26 protein-coding genes are annotated in these 25429 nt (G+C 36.1%); 20 read left to right on the forward strand and 6 right to left on the reverse strand.

What is annotated here, in order from left to right; genetic code table 11:
* The first annotated feature begins 106 nt into the window (after positions 1-106).
* Both NG809_RS04270 and NG809_RS04275 read left to right on the forward strand, forming a co-directional pair.
* Entirely contained in the window at positions 107-1087 is a 981-nt protein-coding gene (locus NG809_RS04270; protein ID WP_262148363.1) for a hypothetical protein, read from the forward strand.
* Positions 1088-1126: 39 nt separating this feature from the next.
* Positions 1127-2131, forward strand: coding sequence for a hypothetical protein (locus tag NG809_RS04275; protein WP_262148365.1), 1005 nt, complete (start codon positions 1127-1129; stop codon positions 2129-2131).
* Positions 2132-2366: 235 nt separating this feature from the next.
* Here NG809_RS04275 and NG809_RS04280 read toward each other — a convergent pair whose 3' ends face one another.
* Entirely contained in the window at positions 2367-4136 is a 1770-nt protein-coding gene (locus NG809_RS04280) for an aminopeptidase P family protein (protein ID WP_262148366.1), read from the reverse strand.
* A 330-nt stretch (positions 4137-4466) separates the two neighbouring features.
* On the opposite strand from NG809_RS04280, the gene NG809_RS04285 reads away from it, so the two are divergent.
* From NG809_RS04285 to NG809_RS04355, 15 genes are all read left to right on the forward strand, one after another.
* Positions 4467-4904, forward strand: coding sequence for a DUF6526 family protein (locus tag NG809_RS04285; protein ID WP_262148368.1), 438 nt, complete (start codon positions 4467-4469; stop codon positions 4902-4904).
* 120 nt (positions 4905-5024) lie between these two features.
* Complete coding sequence (locus NG809_RS04290) at positions 5025-5192, forward strand: phosphatidate cytidylyltransferase (RefSeq protein ID WP_262148370.1); 168 nt, start codon at positions 5025-5027, stop codon at positions 5190-5192.
* Positions 5193-5201: 9 nt separating this feature from the next.
* Positions 5202-6305 carry a DNA topoisomerase IB gene (locus NG809_RS04295; protein ID WP_262148372.1) on the forward strand — a complete coding sequence of 368 codons (1104 nt, stop codon included), beginning with the start codon at positions 5202-5204 and terminating at the stop codon, positions 6303-6305.
* Between the two features lie 460 nt (positions 6306-6765).
* Positions 6766-8391, forward strand: a complete 1626-nt coding sequence (gene pruA / locus NG809_RS04300) for an L-glutamate gamma-semialdehyde dehydrogenase (protein WP_262148373.1) — start codon at positions 6766-6768, stop codon at positions 8389-8391.
* A 227-nt stretch (positions 8392-8618) separates the two neighbouring features.
* Positions 8619-8825, forward strand: a complete 207-nt coding sequence (locus NG809_RS04305) for a cytochrome C551 (protein ID WP_262148374.1) — start codon at positions 8619-8621, stop codon at positions 8823-8825.
* A gap of 186 nt (positions 8826-9011) precedes the next feature.
* Positions 9012-9266: a hypothetical protein gene (locus tag NG809_RS04310; protein WP_262148375.1), complete on the forward strand. Its 255-nt coding sequence runs from the start codon at positions 9012-9014 to the stop codon at positions 9264-9266.
* 58 nt (positions 9267-9324) lie between these two features.
* Entirely contained in the window at positions 9325-10119 is a 795-nt protein-coding gene (locus NG809_RS04315; RefSeq protein ID WP_262148376.1) for a patatin-like phospholipase family protein, read from the forward strand.
* Positions 10120-10275: 156 nt separating this feature from the next.
* On the forward strand, positions 10276-10722 hold the full coding sequence (locus tag NG809_RS04320) for a type VI secretion system contractile sheath small subunit (protein ID WP_262148378.1): 447 nt from the start codon (positions 10276-10278) through the stop codon (positions 10720-10722).
* Positions 10723-10743: 21 nt separating this feature from the next.
* Positions 10744-12108: a DUF5458 family protein gene (locus NG809_RS04325; protein ID WP_262148380.1), complete on the forward strand. Its 1365-nt coding sequence runs from the start codon at positions 10744-10746 to the stop codon at positions 12106-12108.
* Between the two features lie 234 nt (positions 12109-12342).
* Positions 12343-13377 (forward strand): A/G-specific adenine glycosylase, encoded by a 1035-nt coding sequence (gene mutY / locus NG809_RS04330; RefSeq protein WP_262148382.1) that lies wholly within the window; start codon positions 12343-12345, stop codon positions 13375-13377.
* A gap of 44 nt (positions 13378-13421) precedes the next feature.
* The gene (gene gldD, locus NG809_RS04335; protein WP_262148384.1) at positions 13422-13979 is read left to right on the forward strand and encodes a gliding motility lipoprotein GldD; all 558 of its coding nucleotides are present in this window, start codon (positions 13422-13424) and stop codon (positions 13977-13979) included.
* A 31-nt stretch (positions 13980-14010) separates the two neighbouring features.
* Positions 14011-14934 carry a PfkB family carbohydrate kinase gene (locus tag NG809_RS04340; protein ID WP_262148386.1) on the forward strand — a complete coding sequence of 308 codons (924 nt, stop codon included), beginning with the start codon at positions 14011-14013 and terminating at the stop codon, positions 14932-14934.
* An 86-nt stretch (positions 14935-15020) separates the two neighbouring features.
* The gene (locus NG809_RS04345; protein ID WP_262148388.1) at positions 15021-16385 is read left to right on the forward strand and encodes a peptidylprolyl isomerase; all 1365 of its coding nucleotides are present in this window, start codon (positions 15021-15023) and stop codon (positions 16383-16385) included.
* A gap of 107 nt (positions 16386-16492) precedes the next feature.
* Positions 16493-17437 carry an NAD(P)H-dependent flavin oxidoreductase gene (locus NG809_RS04350; RefSeq protein ID WP_262148391.1) on the forward strand — a complete coding sequence of 315 codons (945 nt, stop codon included), beginning with the start codon at positions 16493-16495 and terminating at the stop codon, positions 17435-17437.
* Between the two features lie 80 nt (positions 17438-17517).
* The gene (locus tag NG809_RS04355) at positions 17518-18267 is read left to right on the forward strand and encodes an NUDIX hydrolase (RefSeq protein ID WP_262148393.1); all 750 of its coding nucleotides are present in this window, start codon (positions 17518-17520) and stop codon (positions 18265-18267) included.
* Between the two features lie 51 nt (positions 18268-18318).
* Here NG809_RS04355 and NG809_RS04360 read toward each other — a convergent pair whose 3' ends face one another.
* A complete protein-coding gene (locus NG809_RS04360; RefSeq protein ID WP_262148394.1) occupies positions 18319-19524 on the reverse strand; it encodes an NAD(P)/FAD-dependent oxidoreductase in 1206 nt (401 codons plus the stop codon).
* A gap of 110 nt (positions 19525-19634) precedes the next feature.
* Here NG809_RS04360 and NG809_RS04365 point away from each other — a divergent pair, with 110 nt between their 5' ends.
* Entirely contained in the window at positions 19635-20018 is a 384-nt protein-coding gene (locus tag NG809_RS04365) for a SpoIIAA family protein (RefSeq protein ID WP_262148396.1), read from the forward strand.
* Between the two features lie 73 nt (positions 20019-20091).
* Here the strand turns inward: NG809_RS04365 and NG809_RS04370 are convergent, their stop codons facing one another.
* The 4 genes from NG809_RS04370 to NG809_RS04385 all read right to left on the reverse strand — a co-directional run bounded on the left by NG809_RS04370 (position 20092) and on the right by NG809_RS04385 (position 24280).
* Positions 20092-21270 carry an MFS transporter gene (locus tag NG809_RS04370; protein ID WP_262148397.1) on the reverse strand — a complete coding sequence of 393 codons (1179 nt, stop codon included), beginning with the start codon at positions 21268-21270 and terminating at the stop codon, positions 20092-20094.
* 510 nt (positions 21271-21780) lie between these two features.
* Complete coding sequence (gene lipA / locus NG809_RS04375) at positions 21781-22647, reverse strand: lipoyl synthase (protein WP_262148399.1); 867 nt, start codon at positions 22645-22647, stop codon at positions 21781-21783.
* A gap of 124 nt (positions 22648-22771) precedes the next feature.
* Complete coding sequence (locus tag NG809_RS04380; RefSeq protein WP_056032445.1) at positions 22772-22942, reverse strand: lmo0937 family membrane protein; 171 nt, start codon at positions 22940-22942, stop codon at positions 22772-22774.
* Positions 22943-23029: 87 nt separating this feature from the next.
* Positions 23030-24280, reverse strand: a complete 1251-nt coding sequence (locus NG809_RS04385; protein ID WP_262148400.1) for a dicarboxylate/amino acid:cation symporter — start codon at positions 24278-24280, stop codon at positions 23030-23032.
* Positions 24281-24479: 199 nt separating this feature from the next.
* Between NG809_RS04385 and NG809_RS04390 the strand changes: the two genes are divergently transcribed.
* Together NG809_RS04390 and NG809_RS04395 are read left to right on the forward strand one after the other, a co-directional pair.
* Positions 24480-24968 (forward strand): BON domain-containing protein, encoded by a 489-nt coding sequence (locus tag NG809_RS04390; RefSeq protein WP_262148401.1) that lies wholly within the window; start codon positions 24480-24482, stop codon positions 24966-24968.
* 6 nt (positions 24969-24974) lie between these two features.
* Entirely contained in the window at positions 24975-25394 is a 420-nt protein-coding gene (locus NG809_RS04395) for an SH3 domain-containing protein (protein ID WP_262148403.1), read from the forward strand.
* The last annotated feature ends 35 nt before the right edge of the window (positions 25395-25429 follow it).

The raw sequence follows: 25429 nt of genomic DNA on the forward strand, positions 1-25429 counted from the left end.
GCTGGAAGTGGAATTTTACCCGTCATTTACATTAATAATACGTTATGGAATTCAAAAATTAAAAAATCCTGAACATATTTATCCCATAAGACTTAAACAGATTGAAATGAAAGTACAAACACAAATTATCATCTTCTTTTTCGCAACTTTAATTCTAATTTTACAGTCATGCGAAAAGAAATCTGAAAAAGCAGGTGAAAAAACTACTTCCACCATTAGGCCTAAAGAATCAGTAATTTCGACTAATTTCAAAAGTAAATTAAGACCCAACGAAAATATTGAACTCGGAAAGATATATACCGATACCGTGAAATTCATTCAGTTTATAGATTATACAGACGATTGGCAATTTCTGGTAGAAAAAAACAAGGATACAATTCATTTGATTTACAATCATAAAGACTCGGAATTTTCACGAGGAAGTGAACTGGAAATCAAATGGAAAATGGATAGCATGAGAGCTGCAGGAGACTCGGATTACTTAGATTATCGTGGGTTTTTGGTTTCTGCAAAACAAATTAAGCCTTTTAAAAATATCAATAAAAAAGTAAAATTTCTATGGCGCAAAATTCAATATGACAAAGATTTAAAAACCAATATTAATACTATTTATCTCAACGAAAATTACATAAAAACAATCTCCGAACCCGAAAAAGTTGCCTTGGCTTATGTTGCAACATTCATTGGAAACGAGTGTAGTTGGGATGGAAAAGCTGATGAAAACAGAAGCAATCTGAAATGTAAAATCCTCGATGCCTTAGATTTGGGTTATCAATGTTCTTCCAAACATTTAGATTTTCTTCGGTTTTGGTTTAGAAATGACAAAGAAATTTTAAAAGAACTTGAAAATTGCCCAACAACACCCGATGGTGCAACGATTCAGGATACCTTTGATGAAATAAATTTAGAAGTTAATGGAAATAAAATCATTATTTCTTTTAAAGCAAACGGAATTAATATGCGTGAAGAAAATTCCTGGAATTGGTCTGAAAAACATTTCTTTGAATCGAAGAAAAACGAATTAATACTTTTGAAAAAAGAAATTTCACCAGTTAAGCACATTTATATTAAAGTGAGAGAAAATTGAGGCCATAAAAACAAACATCGATTCAAAACGATCACACAAATGAAAGCAGTAATTACCATATCAGTCTTTTTACTTTTCCTTTTTTCCTGCAGAAAAGAGACACGTGACTTAGCTGAAAACACTATTGTTTCTGATAAAAATTTAAATAAAAACATAGTGGACTCAATCAGAAATCAGAGCATCTTTATTCATGAAAATGAAAATACTTTAACAAGAATCTGGGTGAAAAGCAATGAAAAACGAGGCAATTATTTCTACTCAGATACTGTAAATGTGTTGAAGATTTCAAAATATCAGTTTGCGGGGCAGAAATTAAATCTGATAAATGATATTGACTTAGAAAAAACAGAATGGGCTTATTTGGAAATTGACAGCACAAACATCAAAACCAGAAAAATAGGTAAAATGAAGTATCTTTTTCTTACCTATCAAGTGTCGAACATGGGAAAAGCAATGAACGAGCATAGTGTAAATTTTTCAATGATTAATGTAGACAGCATTGCAGACAATTTCAGTTTACAATACTTTGGTTATCCTTCAGATTACTGCAATGAGTGCATCCGGGGAAATTTTGAGGAAAACTCTAAACGGAAATCGTCTAAAATGGCAAAAACTGCGCTTCATCATTATGCTGAAACTTCTAAATTAATTTATTACCCTTCAGCTGAAGAAAAAAACATTTCGCATTATAAAAATTATGCAGAAAAATGGCAAAAAGACAATCAAGCAGATAACAATTTCGGGGCTGGGTATGCAATAATTCCTAACGTACTTTACTCAACCTACTATGACGAAGATCTATTTAAACTTAATTCAGCAAGCGAGGAAACTATAGAAAATAAAAATTATACAATACAATCTTTTTTCAGAGGAAATCTTTTAGGATTTGACAAAAATAAAAAAAAATACTTCCCAATCATCGTTGAAAGCTGCTCACACTTCTGCAACAAAAGTGTTGAATTTATTGATGGTCAAACATTGAAAATCACCTATGAAGATGATCAGTCTTTCGAAATTAACTTAAGCAAAATTGTATTTAAGTAACTAAAAAAATCATCCCATTTCTGAGATGATTCAATTATTAAAAAACGTATATGAAGTGAATGTGTTTGGTTTCGCTTACAAAACTATGTCACTTTAACAGCAATTACTTCAGTGATTTCACTAGTTCTTTACCGTAAAAACACGGTAAAAATTCAATATTTAAGATTTAAGATTTAAAATTACTTATCTGTGATTTTAAATTTAAAATTCACTATTAACTATTGACAATTCACTTCTAAAGCGGGCTTACCAATTCCAAAAACCAATCCTTCACTTCACCTTCCAAAAACGGAGCAATTTTTTCCTCGCATGTTTTGTGATAAGCGTTCAGCCACTTAATTTCTTCTTCCGAAAGAATTTCTTTTACAATATCACTTTTGAAGAATGGACAGAAGGTCAATGTCTCAAACTCGTAAAAAGTCCCGTGAATTGTAGTTTCCGATTCTTTTACCGTGATTAAATTTTCATGACGGATTCCGTAATCGCCTTCCAGATAATATCCAGGCTCATTGGAAACAACCATTCCCACCAACAATTCCTGAGGATTTAAATCTTTTCTGATGTTTTGAGGGCCTTCATGTACATTCATAAAACTTCCTACACCGTGACCGGTTCCGTGGTTATAATCTTTTCCGTTCATCCACAATGGAAGTCTTGCAATCGCATCCAGCTGAACGCCTCTCGTTCCCTTCGGGAATTTCACCATCGACAGACGAATCATTCCCTGTAAAACCAAGGTTGAATTGATTTTAAACTCTTCCGAAACCGCTCCCAAAGCTAAAGTTCTTGTAATATCAGTTGTTCCTTCCAGATACTGACCTCCGGAATCTACCAAAATACTCGCATCATTTGTCACCTCTTTACTTCCCTCACTTTTTGCGGAATAATGCATCATTGCACCATTTTCCTTAAACCCAACAATGCTTCCGAAACTTTCACCCACAAAATTTTCTCCCGCAGCACGGAAATCTCTTAGTTTTTGTCCGATAGAATATTCATTCATCGCTTCTTTTCCTGCGCTATGTGTCAGCCAGTAAAGGAATTTCACCATGGCAACACCGTCTCTTACCATCACTTTTCTGAAACCTTCGAGTTCCGTTTCGTTTTTCTGAGCCTTCATCAGATTTCCCGGAACAGCTGCTTTTACAAATTCATTATCTATTTTTAAAGCCTCAAAAATAGACTGATTGCTGTTAGGCGAAACCAGAACTTTCTGACCTTGTACCGTTTTCAGATGATTGTAAAATTCTTCGTAAGGCATCATTTTTACCCATGCCTCGTCCATTTGTTTTCTGCTTTCAACGTCCATTTTTTCGAGGTCGGTGAACAGATGTGCGTCGTTTTTGGTGATGATAATATAACCTAAAAACACAGGGTTGCTTTCCACATCACTTCCTCTCAGATTTAATGTCCATGCTACATCATCAAGGCTTGAGATGATATGAACCGATACTTCCTGCTCCTCCATTTTCTGACGGATTGCAGCAATTTTATCGGTTGCAGATTTCCCTGCTCTTTCGATGGGATGCGTGTAAATTGGATTTTTTGAAGGCGTTCCTCTTTCTATCCAAACCTGTTTTAATAAAGGAAGATCAATTAAATTTAAATTTTTTGCATTCAGTTTTTGATATAAAAGTTCCCAGTTGGAATGCGATGTTGCCAAAGCATTGACAGCTACCTTTCCATTTTCCGGAATTTCAGAAATGATCCAGTCGATATAATTTGGTGTTCCTTCCATTCCATCCTTGAAAAGGTCGATTCCGGAACCTGCCAGTTCAATTGGTGCCTGTGTGAAATACCTTCCGTCTGTCCAGAGTCCTGCTTTATCTTTTGTAACTACCACAAAACCCGCGGAACCCAGAAAACCTGAGAGCCACGCTCTTTCCTGCCATTCTTCAGGCAAATATTCACTCATGTGAGGATCTGCAGAATATACTATAAATGCATCAACATTATTTTTCTGCATCTCTTCACGAAGCGCAGCCACTTTTTCCTTTGAAGTCATTTTTTATCAATTTTAAAAACGTGAAGTTACGGATTTTTGGGATTAAAATGTGGAAGTTTGGTGCGGGATCCGAGTTTCGGGATGCGGGTATACACTTTGAGGTTCGGGATTCGGTATTTAGAAATGATGTAAATTTTATTTTACATGTATTCAATTATTACTTTTAAAAAAAACATCTAACACAAATCTTCACAAAAATAAAAGTACTTCGTTAAAAACTCCAATCCTCCCTCTCCCTTCTTCCCTCTTCCATCACCCATCACCCATCACCCAACGCCCAACACATACCACACGAAAACATTTTGGAAAGATTATTGTAATGTTAAATTTATGAAAACGCAGAATTACCAGAATCACCGAAAATTTTATGCTCCTCATCATTTTATTTATCTCCCTTTAGTAATCTTTTTACAGGGATTGGGGGTGTATAAAATTTTCACTGATTCGGTAGATCAGCTTTTGTGGATTCTGTTTTCAATTGTTATTTTTCTGATTTTATTTCTGGCCATCATGGTTCGCCAACATTATGCTTTGGGTCTTCAAAACAGACTGGTAAGACTGGAATTTAAGCAGAGGTATTTTGAAATATTTAACCTGAGGTCAGATAAAGTGGAAGAAAAATTAGATTTCAGTCAGATTGCAGCTTTAAGATTTGCTTACGATGACGAATTTAAAATTCTTTTGGAAAAGGCTTTAGAAGAAAACATTTCCGGCGACGAAATCAAAAAATCAATAAAAAAATGGAGAGCTGATGAGAACAGGATTTGATCCTTCGACAAGCTCAGGATGACGTTTGAAATTAGAGATTTAAAAAAAACGTTAAAATTTCACATCAGACATCAATCATCCATCACCCAAAAATACTATAAACATCAAAAATAAATTATTATGAAAAAGCTAAGTTTCTTATGTCTGTCCTTATTTGGTTTAATGCTTTTAACAAGCTGTGAAGCCATCGAAACAATTTTCAAAGCAGGAATGTGGTGGGGAATCATCGTTGCTGTGGGAATCATAGGAGTAATTTTATGGTTATTCTCAAGGGGTAAAAACTCATAATCTGCTGATATGGAAAATTCAGATCTTGAAATTATTTCACATCTAAAACCTTCCAGGATCATCAAAATCATGAAAGATCCGGTGGCTTCTGCAAAGGCTGTAAACTTAATTTACACTTCCGATGCAGAAGCTTCCGGTATTATTCGCCGTAAGAGAGGAAAAAAATTTCAGTATTTTAAGGGCGATGAAAGAGTAAAAGATAAGGAAGAAATCAAGCGCATCAACAGTCTGGTAATTCCGCCAGCCTGGGAAAATGTATGGATTTGTGCTTTAGACAACGGTCATCTTCAGGCGACAGGCTTTGACATTAAAAACCGAAAACAATATCGCTACCATCCACTTTGGAGTGCGTTGAGAAATCATACTAAATTTTACAGAATGCTTCAGTTCGGTTATGCCTTACCGGAAATCCGTCTGAAGCTCGAAAAAGATTTGGCCTTAAGAAATTTTGACAAGAGAAAAGTTTTGGCTTTGATTGTCAGCTTAATGCAACGCACCAACATCCGTATTGGTAATAATATTTATGAAAAACTGTATGGCTCATTTGGCTTGACGACTTTAAAGGAAAAACACGTAAAAGTTGACGGTCAAAAAATAAATTTCTCATTTAAAGGGAAAAAAGGTGTCATGCATAATGTCAATCTCAAAAGTAAAAGACTGGCAAAACTCATTATGAAATGCAAGGAAATCCCGGGGAAAGAACTTTTCCAATATCTTGACGATGAAGGAAATAGACATTCAATCGATTCCGGAATGGTCAATGATTATATTAAAGAATTAAGTGGAGAAGATTTTACGGCTAAAGATTTCAGAACCTGGTCGGGAACTGTAAATGCTTTGATTGCTTTCAAAGAAATCGGCTATGCTGAAAACAATACTCAGTACAAAAAGAAAGTGAAAGCCGCTTTGGATATTGTTGCCGAACACTTAGGCAATACGAGTACGGTTTGCAGAAAATATTATGTTCATCCATTAGTCATCAATCTTTACGAGAATAATACGATTAAAAAATACCTCGACGAACTCGAAATTATCGAAGAAAATGATGGAAAAGCAGGTTTGACGCACGAGGAAAAATTAGTTTTAAAAATTCTGGAAACAGAGAAGATGTGAGCAGGTGAATTGTGAATGGTTAATTCGCTTCGTTTGTCAATTTTTTTAATTTTAAACATTTAAGAAAAATTGAACCATTAAGATTTTTTAGTTTATAAGATTTCTTAAGATTCAGATAAATCTGAATTAAGCGATCCACTCAATCATTTATGTGGATATTTTCCTAAACCAATATAAAATTTCAGTATCTCAATGATTAAATTTCGCAGAGATGCTTTCAGCATGACAAAACGACGTGAAAATCAGAATTGCAATATCATCAACTCTATTTAGAACAAATGGTGTAGATAGCTTAATAATATCTTCAGATATTTCTTAAACCAACTTAAAAACTTCAAGACCTTAATGGTTTAAAATTCACTATTCACTTGCAAAGCAAAATTCACTATTCACATTTTTTCATCATAAATTTTAAAAGTTGTAAATTTGTAAAACAGCAAAATAAAACAATACAACTTATATGTCAAAAGCAATTTCGCAAGTACCATTTGCAGTAAATGAGCCGGTAACTTCGTACGAACCGGGATCAGCAGAAGTAAAATCTCTTCTTGCAACTTACAAAAAAATGTGGGCAGAAAAGACAGAAATCCCAATGGTCATCAACGGTAAAGAAGTGAAAACAGGTGATACTGTTCAGCTTCAGTCACCTCAGGATCATGCGCATGATTTCGGTTTTTATCATAAAGGAACGATGCAGCATGTAGATGATGCCATCAACTCTGCTCTGGCAGCAAAAAAACAGTGGAATGAGCTTGGTTGGGAACACCGCGCAGCAATTTTCTTAAAAGCAGCAGATCTTTTGGCGGGACCTTACAGAGATGTTATCAATGCAGCAACTATGATCGGACAGTCTAAAAATGTTCATCAGACTGAAATTGATGCCGCTTGTGAATTCATCGACTTCCTAAGATTCAACGTTGAATTTATGACAGAAATGTATTCTGAGCAGCCGGTTTCTGATGCAGGAATCTGGAACAGAGTGGAATACAGACCTTTGGAAGGATTCTGTTTTGCAGTTACACCTTTCAACTTTACAGCAATTTCCGGAAACTTACCAACCTGTATGGCAATGCTTGGAAACGTAGTGGTTTGGAAACCTTCAGACAAACAGATCTATTCTGCAAAGGTAATTATGGATGTTTTAATCGAGGCTGGACTACCTGCCGGAGTGATCAACATGATTTTTACAGACGGAAAAGAAACTGCTGAAAAAGTAATGGCACACAGAGATTTTGCCGGACTTCACTTTACAGGTTCTACCAAAGTTTTTCAGGGAATGTGGAAAATGATTGGCGACAATATTCACAACTACAGAACGTACCCGAGAATCGTTGGAGAAACCGGTGGAAAAGATTTCGTTATTGCGCACCCTTCTGCCAACGTAGAAGCTGTTGCAACTGGTTTGGTAAGAGGTTCTTTTGAGTATCAGGGACAAAAATGTTCTGCGGCTTCAAGAGCTTATATTCCCAAATCGCTTTGGGCTGATGTGAAAAAAGTAATGGAAACTCAGATTTCATCAATCAAAGTGGGTTCTCCGGAAGACCCTTCCAACTTTGTAAATGCAGTAATCGATAAAAATTCTTTCGAAAAATGTAAAGGTTATATCGACAGAGCGAATGCTTCAGATGTTGCCAATGTTGTTATTGGCGGTAAAACTGATGATTCCAAAGGTTGGTTTGTTCATCCAACTGTTATCGAAACTACAGATTCTCAATACGAAAGTATGGTTGAGGAAATTTTCGGTCCTATCTTATCTGTTTTCGTTTATGAAGATGCAGATTGGTCAGAAACTTTAAAAGTTGTAGATTCTTCTTCTCCATATTCATTGACAGGTTCTGTTTTTGCACAAGACAGATACGCTGTAAATGAAGCTTTCAAAGCATTGGAAAACGCTTCTGGAAACTTCTACATCAACGACAAGCCGACAGGTGCTGTTGTTGGTCAGCAGCCTTTCGGTGGAGGAAGAGCTTCAGGAACAAATGACAAAGCAGGTTCTAAAATGAACTTACTGAGATGGACTTCCGTAAGATCAATCAAAGAAACTTTTGTTTCTCCTAAAGATTATAAATACCCGTATTTGGGATAATAAATAAGCAATTGGTAATAAGTAATTGTTGCCTGTTACACTTTCATACAGCCCCGAAATTTTTGTCGGGGCTTTTTTTGTTGGAAAGATTCAGTGAAAGGCTTTTAGCTACATTACATTTTTAATAAATTAACATTCAGCAGGTTATTTTATCATTCATTTAATATTTAAAATTCCCTTTCGGAATAATTCTTGAAGAGTTGAATTCAGACCAAAACAAAAATAATATGAAAAAGTTAGTTTTAGCCGCACTTTTTGGCATCACAATCACGGCTTGCGGTACGAAGGAATCTTCGGCAAGCACCAACAGTACAGATTCTACAGCAGCCGATAACGCTGCAAGAATGTCACCTTCAACAATGGACTCCACTGTTCCCGCAGTACCAAACGACACTGCCGTAATGAAGATGGACCCCGCAACAACGGGACGTTAAAATTTATTTGCATAGAAATCAGAATATTCAGAGGATTTCTTTTTTTCAGAACATTCAAATTGTCTTAAACTTTCCTCCGGACAAAACAGAAATTATTCTTACAGGTTGTTTATTCAGTTTTACTTTTTACTTTTTACTTGAATTAAAATGTTTATATTTGATTAAATAACATCACAACTATTCATTATGAAAAATACCATCATCAGTGCATCACTGCTATTATTATGTACAGTAAGCTGTGCCGATAAAAAGGAAAACAGAGAAGAGTTCAAGGCCGAACACAACAAGGATTCCATGAGGAATAAATTGGGTGACAGCGCCGTTGCCAATTCTGAACCTGTAAACGCAGCAGATTCTTCTACATCCAAAACAGATACCGCTGAAACACATACCAACTACAAGACAATGCCACCAAACAAACAGGGTGGTGGAAACCGTTAATTTCATTTAGGCAAATTGAAATTAATTCTCAAAAATTAGATATTCATAATTTTAAATCATGATTTCAGAAAAAACAGGTCTGGTACTTTCCGGTGGAGGCACCAAAGGAATTGCCCATGCAGGAGTTTTGAAATTTTTGAACGAAAAAAATATTCAGATTGACGTTTTATCCTGCTGCAGTGCAGGATCAATTGTTGGATGTCTTTATGCAATTGGCAAAACTCCTGATGAAATTCTTGAGTTTTTTAAATCTGTTTATTTTTTCAACTGGAAACATTTTACTTTTAATCAGCCAGGACTGGTATCTTCTGTGATATTCAGAAACTATCTAAAGTCGATTTTTGGAGATTTAAAACTGAAAGATCTGGATAAAGATGTGAAAATTGTAGCTACAGAGCTCGTTTCGGGAACTCAGAAAATTTTTGATCCGGAATTTGAAATCGTTGATGCCATCATCGCTTCCTGCTCTATTCCAGGTATAACAACACCTTATATTATTAATGAAGAAATGTTCTGTGACGGCGGAGTTTTAAACAATTTCCCTGCAGATATTATCAGGGATGACTGCGATAAGCTTATTGGCGTTTTTGTTTCACCACCTCACAACATCAACATTAATGATCTGAAAACTATAAAAGCAATTGTTTCACGTTCCTATGATCTTTTATCGTACCGTGTGGAAAAAATCAAATTTGATCATTGCGACTGGCTTATTACATCACAGCAATTCTCAAGTTACGGAACTTTTGAAAGAAAGAAAAACAGACTGGAAGAGTTGTTTGACATCGGCTATCAGGCGGCAAAAGAAAGTTATCGGGAAAATATATCTGTTGGTAAATATTCAGTCAAATAGTCGTTTTCAATAATTATCCCCCGAAAAAATCAGAAATACAAATAAAAATTACAAGTTAAATTTTGTATGTTCAGGTTTTTTCATAAATTTAAACAATGGATTGGCAATTAATTTGCTGACCAGAATCAAAACCAAAAATCTCAAAATAATAAAAATATGGCAATGTTTAATTATGGCGTTGGAGGAAACGAAGTGAAAGTGGATGCCAACGAAGCTATCGCCCAGATCCAGGAAAACAAATCTCTGATCGTGAGCCAGCTTACCACAGACGAATCTTACACTCCGGAAATCGTTACCGGTTTGAAAACTGTAGAAGATGTTTTCAGACACTTCCAACCCTCAGTAGAAGTACAGCACGAGGATGTTGACGGAAACGCAATCGATGAAGAGTTCAGATTCAGAAATCTCGCAGATTTTACACCAAAAAATCTCGTAAACAATTCAGATTATTTACAGAAACTGAGCATGGAGCAGGATCAGTACAACAAAATTGTACGTCAGCTGAAAACCAACAAAATCCTGAGAAACATGCTCGAAAACGAACAGTCGAGGGCAGCTTTTGTGGAAGTGCTTAAAAATGTAGCTCAGGAACTCGAAAAATAATAAAAACACCCCCAAAATATCATGGAAAATAAACTTCAGGCATCTGAAAATACGCAGCAGCAACAGCAGCAGTTTCAGGATAAAAGACCGTCTGCAAATCCTCTGGAAGAGCTCAACAGAATCGGTGGCTTCGGCTTCGTGGAATCTGTTGTGGACGGCATCGCCAATATGAACCCTACGCGAAAGGCAAGAAAAGAAATATTTTTAAATGACTCCAATAAATCTGACGAAAGAAAAGAACTTCTTCAAAAAATAAATCTTTGGGTTGAACTGCTGGAAGGCGGTGATAATGCAGAAAAACTGGCAGACACCTGTAAAAACAAAGCCCAGAATGCAGAAGAGAATTTAAAATCAAATCTCAAAAATGCTTTGGATTCTGTGCGTCAGCTTGAAACATCTTACCGTACTGTCGCTCAGTTTTACAAAAATACCGAACTTGATAAGGTAGACAACGTAAGCATCGTCAACGCAAGTCTTGATCAGGTTTCAGACCTTGACAATCCTGTTTTCATTGAGGCGATTGCTGAAGAGTTCAGACAGTATTATGACCGTCTTGATTTGAGAGACAACTACTCTATCCTTGCTATTCCAGGTTATTTAGGTTCAAATAAAGTCATTGAAAAATGGGCTAAAATCTGTAACGAAAATAAAGTAATGATGGTTACCGATTTTGCCAATCTTGATAAACCGGATGATGTAGTAGATCTATTCCATTCCGCAAATCTTACTGGTGGCGAACTTCACAGAAGTAATGTGATCATGACATGCAACTGGCTTGTGGGAAGAGGAAAAGCAGAAGAAGTAGGCGAAGAGGAAAACGTAGAACTTCCGCCATCGACTTCACTGGCAGGGAAAATCCATAAAACTTTGATGTCTCAGGTGGCTGCGGGTAAAAAACACGGTAACATCAACGAAGTAGACGCAGTAAAATTTGATTTAAAGAAAAGTGAAATTTCTCAGCTTGAAAAAATGGGTCTTGTGCCTATGGTTAATGAGTACGGAAAAATCATGGCATTCTCGGCAAAAACACTGTTTACAGGTGATAACATCGGTCTTCAGACATATTCTGTAGTGCGTGTTTTCGATTACGTAACTAAAGTTTTACTCGATTTCCTAAACAGAAGAGCTTTTGAAAACTGGAATGCGAGAAACGAAGATGATCTGAGAAGACAGATTGTGAGTTTCCTTGATGGAATCAAAGGTGCAGATAAACTGATCGAAAAATTCAAAATTGTAAGATTCGAGCAGGATAAAGTGAATAAAGACAGAGTTTGGTTAGACATCAGACTGACTCCATATTTCCCTACAAAAAGTTTTGTAATCAAACTTGACGGTCACAAAGGTGATGACGGTAACGAGTGGGATGCAGAATATATTCAGGATTAATTTATTAAAAATAAATCATAAAACAGACTGTCATTTTTTGGCGGTCTGTTTTGGTTTAATCTAAATACAAAGTGTGAATTTTTTTTTGCTAGCCAAAGTAAGAAAAGCTTTCAATTTTTTGTACATTTTGCAAGCTTTTGAATTTCTTATTGTAATTAATTCTTTTGTCACTTTTGCGGTTTTAAAACATGTCATATTTAAGTATCTTTGCACTTTACCATTGAGATTCTTTACTTGAAACCAACAAAAAAATCCACAGACTTTCTTCACATCGGACAAAAAATCCAAAATTGGTACATTCAAAATGCCAGAGATTTACCTTTCCGAAATACAAAAAATCCTTATAAAATCTGGATTTGCGAAATTGTGTTTCAACAAACCAGAATTGCTCAGGGTTTGGGACATTACAACAGGTTTATTGAAAGATTTCCGGATGTAAAAACCTTGGCGGAAGCCGATGAAAACGAAGTCATTCTTCACTGGAAAGGTTTGGGATATTACTCCAGAGCAATTAATATTCATAAAGCTTCAAAGCAGATTATGACGGAATTTTCAGGAAAATTCCCCTCAGATTATGACGATATTTTAACTTTAAAAGGGGTCGGAAAATACACAGCCGCAGCTGTTTCGAGTATCTGCTTCGGGGAAAAAAGACCAGCCGTGGATGGAAATTTCTACAGAGTTTTAAGCAGAATATTTGCTGATGACTTTGATGTTTCTCAAACCAATGCATTTTCCTATTTTTCGGATCTGGCTTTTTTAATTATGCCCGAAAACGCTGGAGATTTCAATCAGGCAATGATGGATTTAGGTTCGGAAATCTGCAAACCAAAAAATCCAAATTGTGGTGATTGTCCTGTAAATGATGATTGTCTGGCTTTCGCACTTGGGAAGGTTTCTGAATTTCCGGTGAAGACTAAAAAAGTGAAAGTTGAAAATCTTTCACTTAAATATTATTTTGTTCACAGAAACAATCAGTTTATCATTCAGCAGCGTGGCGATGATTATATCTGGAAAAAACTGTATGAATTTTTACCTGAGATTTCTGCAGAACTCGTTCCGTTTATTAAAAATGTAAAAACCGTAAATCACAAACTGACTCACAGAAATTTAAGTATTGAAATACTTGATGTAGAAATTACTTCTGAATCTCTCTGGAATGATTTAATAAAAGATAAAAAACTCATCATTTCCGACTTTGAAGATTCTCAAAAGCATTCATTTCCCAAACCTTTGGAAAATTATATTCAAAACACATTGAAAGACTGAAATTTGTCTCCTAAAATCTAAAATCTAATTTGTATTTTTGCAAAATGATTAAAAAAGTCAGTTTTGTTTTTGCGTCTGCGCTTCTTATTTCCTGTGGAAAAGAGGCTACACCAAAACCTTTCGGTGAATTAAGACTGGAATATCCGGCACCGAAATATCAGAAGATGGATAAAAACTGTAATTACAGCTTTGAATATTCAAATTTCGCCAATCTCAGTGATGCGAAAAGACCTTGCTGGTACTATCTTAATTATCCGAAGATGAAAGCGAAGGTTTTCATTTCATATTATCCTATCAATAATAATTTTGCCGATCAGGTAGCTGAAGCCGAGAAAATGGTATACAGACATACCGTGAAGGCGAGTTCTATCGATACAAAATCATTCGAATATCCTGAAAGAAAAGTCTACGGAAACTTTTATGAACTGAAAGGACAGACGGCTGCCAACATTCAGTTTTACGCTACTGACAGCACAAAACACTTTGTGACAGCTTATCTTTATTTCAATTCAAGACCAAAACCGGATTCTCTGGCTCCGGCTGTGGATTACGTGAAAAAAGATCTGATGCATCTTTTGGATACATTTGAATGGAAAAATTAAAAATTTAAATTAAAAAAATAAGACATAATATATGAAACTTTTAGTTGTAGGAAGTGTAGCATTTGATGCGATTGAGACACCATTTGGTAAAACAGATAAAATTTTGGGCGGTGCGGCTACATACATAGCAATTACTTCGTCTATTTTAGGCGTAAAATCAGGAATTGTTTCTGTTGTGGGCGGCGATTTTCCTCAGGAATATCTTGACATGTTCAGCAAAAGAGATGTAAATCTTGAAGGACTGGAAATCGTGAAAGAAGGAAAAACGTTCTTCTGGTCAGGTAAATACCATAACGACTTAAATACGAGAGACACTTTGGCTACCGAAGTGAATGTTCTGGAAAATTTCGATCCAAAAATTCCAGATTCTATGCAGGATGCGGAAGTTTTGCTATTAGGAAACCTTCACCCTGGCGTTCAGCTTTCAGTTTTAGAAAAAATGAATAACCGTCCGAAGCTGACAATCCTTGACACGATGAACTTTTGGATGGATACGGCAATGGACACATTGAAACTAATGATTGCAAAAACTGATGTGATCAGCATTAATGACGAAGAGGCGAGACAACTTTCAGGAGAATATTCTTTGGTGAAAGCTGCTAAAAAGATCCACGAAATGGGACCTGCTTACGTAATCATTAAAAAAGGTGAGCACGGAGCAATTTTATTTGGAGAAGGAAAAATATTCGCAATTCCGGCTCTTCCATTAGAAGAAGTTTTCGATCCAACAGGAGCTGGTGATACTTTCGCAGGTGGTTTTGCGGCTTACATTGCTAAAAAAGGAACATTTGATTTCGATACTATGAAGGCTGCTTTGATCGTAGGATCTGCAATGGCATCTTTCACGGTAGAAAAGTTCGGAACAGAAAGAATCGAAGAAGTAGAGGAAACTGATGTTTATTTAAGAATAAAACAATTCAAAGAACTGACGACTTTCGAGATAGACCTTGATTAATCATTTGTTTTAAGAAATATTTATAATAAAAAATTTAGTCTGATTCATTAAGAATTCTAAATTTGCAACTCGTTTAATATAAAAAAATGATAGATAAATTAAAAATCGCTTTTCTTTTTGGTATTTTCATGATGTTTTTCTCTGTAAATACATCTGCGCAGCTGAAGAAAGGACAATTGGTTGATGGGATTGCTGCTGTGATTGGCGATGAAATTGTTTTAGAATCTGATGTGGAGGAACAGCTGAACTATGCAAAACAGCAGGGTGCAGGAGAGACCAACAGATGCGAATTTCTTGAAAGTCTTCTCAACAATAAGCTTCTTGTGGTTCAGGCTAAAAAAGATACGCTGATTGAAAACCGCTCTGCTATGATTAAAGAGCAGGCAAACGCTAAATACAATCAGCTTGTTTCTCAGTTTCCGGATGAAAAAACAATGCTTGCGGCTTACAAATTCCGTAATCAGTACGAGATGAAAAATGCCATCGAAAAAATTGATACCGATCAGTATTACGGGCAGGCAAAATACCAGAGAATTACAGAAAAAGCAGACGTTACGCCAAACGAAGTAACCGACTTTTACAATCAGTTTAAAACGCAGCTTCCGCAAATTAAGGACGAGGTTTCACTTTCTCAGATTTTTATGTATCCAAAGCTTACAGAGAAGCATAAGGAAGAGTTAATTGCAAGATTAAAGAAGATAAAAGCAGACATTCAGGGTGGTGAATCTTTTGACAGCCAGGCGAGAATTTATTCTGAAGACAAAGGTTCTGCAGCTACAGGAGGTTTGATGAAAAATGTTTTCAAAGGTCAGATGGTAAAGCCTTTCGAGGCAGCAGCACTGAATCTTCAGGAAGGTGAAATTTCTGATCCTGTGGAATCTGAATTTGGATATCACATCATTCAGTTGGTGAAAAAATCAGGGAAAGCATACGACGCGCGTCACATTCTTTTGATGGCAACACCTACAGAAGAGGAAATTACTATGGCAAAAACCAAATTAGACAGCATCAGAGGTTTGATTCAATCAGGTAAAATCACTTTCAAGGAAGCTTCATTCAAATTTTCTGATGATAAAAGAACAAAATTCAACGCCGGTGTAATTCCGGGAGCTGACGGTTCCAATAAAATTGAGAGAGAAAGTATTCCGGGAACAATCACTTATGAATTGGCAGGTCTTAAAAAAGGTGATATTACCACAGCATTTGACGATAAGGATGAGAGAGACAGAGTTGTTGTAAAAATTGTAAAGATTGAAGATGACATCGCTGCTCACCAGATTACTTTGGAAACAGATTATGACAGAATCAAGCAACTGGCACTCAACAGACGCCGAAACGAAATGGTGGAAAAATATGTAAATGAAAAAATTCCAACCACATTTGTATCGATTGACGGAAGATACAACTGCGAATTCAAAAGCAACTGGAAGAAAGCTTCCATTTCAAAATAAACTTTAAAACCTTCAGAAATGAAGGTTTTTTTATGCATAAAAATATTAGTTTTATTATTTTAGAGGATTAGTATTTTCATACTTATCATTTCATTTAAAAATAAAATATGCAGGACAATCAAAACAGAATTTCAGAACTTTTCAATATTAAATATCCAATTATCCAGGCTGGAATGATTTGGCATTCGGGATGGCGTTTAGCTTCGGCAGTTTCCAATTGTGGCGGACTTGGGCTAATCGGTTCAGCGAGTATGTATCCTGATATTTTGCGGGAGAATATTCAGAAATGTAAAAAAGCTACAAATAAACCATTTGGAGTAAATGTTGCATTGCTTTATCCTAATTTAGATGAAATTATTCAGATTATTTTAGAAGAAAAAGTAGAAATCGTTTTCACATCTGCCGGAAATCCCAAACTTTATACAGAAGTTCTTCAAAAAGAAGGCATAAAAGTCGCACACGTTGTTTCATCAACCAAATTTGCGGTAAAATGTGAGGATGCAGGTGTTGATGCCATCGTAGCAGAAGGCTTTGAAGCAGGCGGTCACAACGGGCGGGACGAGACCACTACCCTTTGTCTGATCCCCAACGTGAAAAAACATATTTCCAAACCACTAATTGCTGCCGGAGGAATTGCTTTAGGTTCTCAAATGAAAGCAGCAATGATTTTGGGAGCTGATGGTGTACAGATTGGTTCTAGATTCGCAGCAACAACTGAAGCAAGCTCCCATGAGAACTGGAAAAATAAAATAACTGAACTGAATGAAGGCGACACGCATCTGACTTTAAAAGAACTGGCTCCAGTACGTTTGGTTAAAAACAAATTCTTCAACGAGCTTGAAGAAATCTATAATCAGGGGCGCGATAAAGAAGCTCTGAATGCCACTTTAGGCAGAGCCAGAGCCAAACTCGGAATGTTCGAAGGCAATATGGAAGATGGTGAACTGGAAATCGGGCAGGTTTCTGCATTAATCGACGAAATTCTTCCTGTGGAAAAAGTTTTTAATAATTTACTTGAAGAATTTAATGACGCTAAAATCCCTTCTATCTAACTATTTTGTGGTATTATTATTTTTAAAAAAAAATTTCGATATTAGCAAAAAATAATTTATCCCATATTTCCCCCAACTAAATGGACTCTAAGCAACAAATACAAAAATTATCAGATGAAGGTAAAAAAATTTACCTGTCGCATATTTCTGCAGATCCCGTGATTTTCGGATTTGAAAGCAATGAACTGAAAGTGCTCCTCGTAAAGATGAATTATCGAGAAAAATGGATGCTTCCAGGTGGATATGTGAAGAAAGATGAGGATCTGGACGACGCTGTACAGAGGATTATAAAAGACAGAACAGGACTTACAGACGTCTACCTTCATGAGTTCGGAGTTTTTGGAAAAAAAGCCCGCAGTGAAGAATATTTTGAAGAATTTGATGAGTCTCATTTCAGCAAACAACGGTTTATTTCTATCGGATATCTCGCATTGTACAACCCTTCTCAGCAGGATCTTGTAAAAGATGAGCTCAGCCAGTCCTGCGAATGGACGAACATTAACAAACTCGACGAACTGGATTTCGCCATGGATCACAGGGAAATTATTGAAAAAGCTCTTTTGGCTTTAAGAGAAAAAATTGCGATTAGACCCATTGGCTACAATCTTCTCCCTGAGAAATTTACGCTTTCTGAAATTCAGAAATTGTATGAAACTATTTTAGGTAAAGAATTGAACAGGGGAAATTTTTACCGCAAAATAAAAAATCTGGGAATTTTAAAAAAACTGGATGAACAGAGACGCGGAGGTGCTCACAAATCTCCGGATCTGTATACGTTTGATGCAGAAAATTATCAAAAAGCTCTTGAAAATGGGCTTACCAACTGGTAATTTTGATAAAAAAATCGGGTTCAGTCAAATGAATCCGATTTTTTCTTGAAATTATCTTCCAAACTTAAAATATTCCGATAGCGGATGTTTTTTATTTTGCATAAATGCTGAAGCCATTTCCATTCCGGTTACTGAAAAAGTAATTCCGTTTCCTCCAAAACCACAGACGAAGTAGGAGTTTTTATAATTCTGATGTTCTCCGATGTACGGCAGTCCATCTTTTGTTTCGCCGAATGTTCCGGCCCAGACAAAATCGGTGTAGAAATGTTCTTCAGGCTTTATTCTTTTCAAATTTCTGAGTATTTCCTTTTCTTTTTTGCCCAATAACGCATCACGTTTTTCAGCATTGTGAAACTCTTCATCGCCACCGCCTATCAAAAGTCTGCCATCGTCTGTACTTCTCATGTACAGGTATGGTTCATCGGTATTCCAGATCAAAGTATGTTCAATATTTTTAAATTTTTCTGAATTGATTTCTGAAACAATGGCAAATGTACATTTTAAGTCTACAAAATCTTCTTTAATTAATTCTTTAGTCTCATAACCAACACAGTAGATGATTTTTTTAGCTTTAATGGTAAAACCACTTGTTGTGAGAGCCAGGTTATGATCTTTGAGATATTTTACTGATTTTAATTCTGTTTTGTCGAAAATTTCCAGCCCTTTTTTTTCATTAAATCTTAATAACTCGTGTGAAAATTTAAAAGCATCGATACTTCCTCCTGATTTAGATAAAATGCCACCATAAGAATTTACAATTTCAAACTGTCTTTCAATTTCTTTAGCCGAAAGCCACTCTACATCAAAACCTGCCAGTCTTCTTGCCTCATATTCCCTTTCCAACCAATCCACATCTTTTTTTCTCGCAGCAAAATAAAGAGATTGCTTTTTTCTGAATCCTGATCTTGATTTTATTTCTTTTACAAGATTGGCAATATCAGTAATTGATTTTTCGCATGCTTTGTAAGCCTGTATGGCTGGTTTTTCGCCAATCATTTCCGAAAGTTCGTACAAAGGAACATCGATTTCATATTGCAGCATTGAAGTTGTTGCTGAAGTGCTTCCGTTGCAGATTTCTCTTTTATCAATTAAAATAGTTTTGTAACCGTCTTTTATCATTTGATGAGCAACCAGATTGCCGGTAATTCCTCCACCAATGATCAGTACATCACATTCTTTATCATCTTTCAGTGATGGATAGGATGAAATAAGCCCGTTTTTAACCAACCAGAAAGGCTCATTAGATTTAAGATCCATTGTTTAATTTTTTTGATAAGGTTTTATCAACAATCAAGCCTTTTTTCCCTTAAAATAAATTGGTTTAATTATTGTTTAAACTTACTCACCAAAACATTAAAAATTAATATATGATCACAATTATTCCAGATGCTCCGGAGAATGTAGCAGCATTTAAAGCTTCGGGTGAAATTACCAAAACAGATTTTGAAAATATAGTAAATCCTGAAGTCAAAAGAAAGGTTGAAAAATATGAGGAACTGAATTATCTGATGCTTATTGATACCGACTTGGATCAGTTTACAGCAGGTGCATGGTTTGAAGATGTAATGCTGGGCGTTAAAAATCTTGCAAAATGGAACCGCGCAGCCATCGTAACAGACAGCAAGGGAATTCAGAATTTTACAGACGCATTCAGTGTTTTGATGCCTGGAGAATTTAAAGGATTTCCAAAAGACAATCTTTACAACGCTCTTTACTGGTGTCAAAACGGAAATGAGGTTGAAAGTGTATAAAAAGTTAGTTTAATATAAAGCCCGGTTTTGAAATTACAAAACCGGGCTTTTCTTTGTGCTCAATATTATTAAGTTATTCTGCTATAAGTTCTTTAGGTTGCGCATTTCTGTATAAAATTAGATAGCGGATGCTGATTAATAAGCCGATTCCCGTCATACCTACTCCCACGAGTGAAGGATAGTTGTATGGAAGTTTATATTCTAAAGGAATTCCACCCAAAAACGCTCCCATTGCGTTGGCAATATTAAAGGCTGCCTGCATAAAAGCCGCTGCCATCATTTCACTTTTCGGCGCCGCCTTCATCATCATAATGTTAATCGGAGCTGAAACAGACATTGATAAAGCACCGCAAATGAAGGTCAAAACAAGAGAAATTATTCTGTGCTCGGACAGAAAAAATACAGAAAGTAGAGCAATCATCATTAAAGATAGAAACAAAATACATGTTTTTTCCGGACTCATTTTATCTGAAATATATCCTCCAATAAGATTTCCCACCACCATTCCGGCTCCGGCAAGAATCATGACGTAAGCCATTTGATCTGTTTTAATTCCGGAAACTACGGTCATCAAGGGTGTAATGTAACTGAACCATGTGAAAAGTCCTCCAAAACCAATTGCAGTAATCATTAAGACAAGCCATGCCTGTTTGGTTTTCAGAAATTTAATTTCATCTCTGAAATGTGCATCTTCATTGCTTTTCATTTCAGGAAGCCAAAGTTTGATGAACAACAAAGCGAAAATTCCGATCAGAGCAACGATGGCAAAATAATATCGCCAGTGAAAAACATGTCCGATGTAAGTTACAAGCGGCACCATCGCCAAATTGGCAACCGTAAGGCCCGTAAACATTAGTGAAATATAAAATGCTTCTCTGCCTTTGCCGCCCATTCTTGATGCTACGACTGTTCCCACTCCGAAAAATGCGCCGTGAGGAAGTCCTGATAAAAACCTCATCACCATCATCGAACTGTAATCAGGCATTAAAGCAGATAAACCATTGAAAACCGTAAACAAAACCATCAAAGCCAGTAAAACTTTTTTTGGCGGAAACTTTACGGAATATCCGATCAGAATTGGTGCGCCAATAACGACTCCGAATGCATAAGCTGAAATTAAATGTCCGGCTTCGGGAATGCTGATCGCTAAAGACTTTGCGAGATCCGGCAGAAGCCCCATGATGGTAAATTCTGTTGTCCCAATTCCCAATCCGCCGATTGCCAGAGGTAAAATTCTTTTATCTAATGTCATGATTTATTTTAAAATAATTGTAATTGCCTACTTATGAAGCAATGGAGGTTTTGAAACCGCAAAAGTCTGTAAAATTTATCAGAATTTTGGTTCAGGATGATTTAAATTTTGAGTAGAAGTAATAATTTTTATTAATGATTGATTTAGATTTAATTCTAAACCTTAGCTATTTTTAAATGACTTTTGATCATCTTAAATAAAGTGTTTCAATAAATTTAAAAATGTCATTTACTTAAATGGATGTACTTTGTAATCATAACAATAAAACCACCAGTCACTTTGTCATTCTGTGAGAATCTCTATTGCTTTATTTTCAGTGTGTTTAGATTCCTACGGAATGACAATGACACCGTTAAAATTAAATTATTACTAATTAAGGACAATCCTTTTTACTTTAAAGCATATATTAAAAAACACTTCAACTGAATACTTTTCCTTTTAAAAAATATCTTTCTGAATTAAATTTAAATCAAAAGAAAACTGCCTCAAAAAATGAAGCAGTCTGTATTTTTAATGAATATGTTTTTCCGCGTGGTAAGAACTCCTTACGAGTGGCGAACTTTCAACATGTCTGAAGCCTAAACTTCTTGCAAAATCCCCAAACTCGTCAAATTCCTCAGGAGTGATGAATTTTTTTACAGGTAAATGCTTTTTTGTCGGCTGAAGATATTGACCCATTGTAATTACATCCACATTGGCATTTCTGATGTCTTCAATAGTTTGAAAAACTTCATCTCTTGTTTCACCTAAACCAAGCATTACACCTGTTTTTGTGCGGTTTTGTCCGGCTTCTTTCAAATATCTCAAAACCTCAAGGCTTCTCTCATATTTCGCCTGAATTCTCACCTCTCTGGTCAGACGTTTCACGGTTTCCATGTTGTGGGAAATTACTTCGGGAGCTACAGCCACCAAACGGTCCAGATGTTTCGTCATTCCCTGAAAATCAGGAATCAAAGTTTCCATCGTGGTTCCGGGAGAGATTCTTCTTACTGCATTTACAGTTTCACCCCAAAGGATAGAACCCATATCTTTCAAATCATCGCGGTCTACAGAAGTAAGAACAGCGTGTTTGATTTTCATTAATTTAATTGATCTTGCAACTTTCTCCGGCTCGTCCCAGTTGACATCCATAGGTTTTCCGGTTTTTACACCGCAAAATCCGCAGCTTCTGGTACAGATATTTCCGAGAATCATGAAGGTTGCTGTACCTTCGCCCCAGCATTCACCCATATTCGGGCAGCTTCCGCTTTGGCAAATGGTGTTGAGTTTATATTTATCAACCAAGGTACGGAGTTCGCGGTAGTTTTTTCCTGTAGGAAGTTTTACCCTGATCCATTTTGGCTTCTGAACGGTTGTATCCTGAACTAAATTCTCCATCTACTTCTTAAATTGGCTTCAAAGTTACGTAATTTTTAAATGAATCCATCTACGGTAAACATTGACAAAATGCATAAAAAAAGGTCTGCAGAAATATGCAGACCCTGTATTGTAATTTTCAGGTTTAGTCTAAAGGTTTTCGACCTGAAATAATGTTATATAAAATAACAATGATTGCGATTACCAGTAAAACGTGAATCAGATTTCCTAATCCCATTCCACCTCCTACACCTGCTAAACCAAGTACCCAGACAATGATGCAGATTACTGCTACTAACCATAATAAGCTTCTCATAATAAAAAATTTTTAGTGTTTGTTATGAAAACGTATATACACATTCTGTGCCTTTTGGAAAAAAGTGGTATATAATCTTAAAAAAAGTTAAAGATCGCCTCCATGATTATCCAGCTGACCTTCCCATTTGGAAACTGCTGAAGTGGCTAAAGCATTACCTAAAACATTCGTCATACTTCTTGCCATATCGCAGAAATGATCAATCGGAAGAATCAGCGCAATTCCCGCTGCCGGAATATCAAACATGGTACAGGTCGCAACGATGATTACCAATGAAGCTCTCGGTACTCCGGCAATTCCTTTTGAAGTGAGCATTAATACCAAAAGCATCGTAATTTGCTGTCCTAAAGTCATATCAACTCCATAAAACTGAGCTATGAATATTGATGCGAAAGTCATGTACATCATGCTTCCGTCAAGGTTGAATGAATACCCTAAAGGTAAAATGAATGACACTACCCTGTTGTTGCAACCAAATCTTTCAAGCTCTTCGACTAGTTTTGGGAAAACCGCCTCTGAACTTGTAGTAGAAAACGCGATCAGTAAAGGAGATTTTATTCTTCTCAATAATTCGAAAAGTCTTTTTCCTAAAATTAAATAACCTACTAATAATAAAACAACCCACAAAACAGCAATTGCAAAGAAGAAATCTCTTAAATAAACTGCATAAACTTTAAAAATTTCAAACCCATTGGTTGCCACAACGGCAGCAATCGCACCGAAAACGCCTAGCGGTGCAAACCACATGATGTAACCTACCATTTTTAAAATTGCATGGGCAATGACATCAAAAAGTTTAATGACAGGCTGCGAATAGTCGTCACCCATATTCGCCAAAGCCACTCCAAACATAATTGAAAAGACTACAATCTGCAGAACTTCATTGGTTGCAAAAGCTTCAAATAAACTTTTAGGAATAATGTGTTTCACAAAATCTTCCAAAGAAAAGCCTTTGCTGGTTTTCACAAGCTCGTCTGCCGCGGCAAGTTCCTGATTCGGGAATTTGATAGCGTGCCCCGGCTCGAGCCAATTCACCAAAACCAATCCTATAAATAATGAAACCAATGAGGCAGAGATAAACCACAGCATGGCTTTTGTCCCTACTCTTCCAATCATTTTAATATCGCTCATTTTAGCAATACCCACCACCAAAGTTGTGAAAACCAACGGAGCAATAATCATCTGAACCAGTCTGATGAAAACCGTTCCGAGGAGTTTTATATTTTTTGAGAAAGCCAATGCGCTGTCTGGATACTGCAAATGCACGATTCCGCCGAGAAGCACACCGAGAATCAACGCAATGATAATGGCGAAAAAAAGTTTATTTTGTCCTTTCATATATAAATATCAATAGGCACAAATATAATATTTTTAATCTACAGACCTATTTAAAGTTTAGACCTTATCTTCGATCTGAAAACCAGCATGGTTCAGAAATTTTATATATTTTTTTAAAAAAATTTCCGCAAATTCAATTTTCAAAACAGAAATAATTATTACATTTACAATTAACAATTTAAAAAAATAAAATTCACTTATGAAAAAAACAATCACAATGGCTGCTCTTGCAATAGCAGTTTCTTTTGCGTCTGTTTCTTGTAAAAAGAAAGTTTCTGATGCAGATTTACAGACTCAGGCAACTACAGTGGTAACTTCAACTCCTACAGCTACAGTTGAAATAAAAGAAGGTGTAGCACATTTGAGCGGAACTTTCCCAGATCAGGCTTCGAAAGACGCTGCAATTACACAGCTGAAAGCTATAAAAGGTGTGAAAGACGTGCACGATATGGCTAAAGTAGAAGCTCCTCTTGCCAGCACTCCGATTGAAAATGCTTCAATGGTAGATCCTGCTGTACAGCAAAAAGTAAAAGACGCTGTGAAAGATTTCCCTACAGTAAATGTAGAGGTTGTAAACAATGAACTTACATTGACAGGTAATGTTTCAAGTACTCAGGCAAGAAAAATTAAAGAGTCTGTTGACGCTTTGAAAGTAGGAAAAGTAAACTTCAATTACACAGTAAAATAATTATAGATGAGCACATTAGAAGAAAAATATTCAAGCGTAGTATCTGCAGCACAGTCTGCAGGAATCTCAAATCTAAAAGTACAAGAGCAGGACGGAATTCTTTATGTATCCGGAGACGCAGCCAACACAGCTGCTAAAGATACAGTTTGGAATGCCTTGGGAGCAATTGATGCTTCTTACTCTGCATCAGACATTAATATCGATGTACAGGTTTCCGGTTTGGCAGCAGGTGCAGCTTTAAGTGTTGCAACTGAAGAATCTAACCTGAACATCAGACAAGACCCTTCTACTGAAGCTGCCGTTGTAGGTAAAGCTGCAAAAGGATCTTCTGTAACCCTTGTAGAGCAGACTTCTGACGACTGGTGGAAAGTGAAAACTTCTGAAGGCGTTGAAGGATATGCTTATGCAAGATATCTGAAAGCATAGTATTTCAATTTTTATAGAAATATTAACACATAGGA

The organism is Chryseobacterium foetidum (assembly GCF_025457425.1).
GTDB classification, from domain to species: domain Bacteria; phylum Bacteroidota; class Bacteroidia; order Flavobacteriales; family Weeksellaceae; genus Chryseobacterium; species Chryseobacterium foetidum.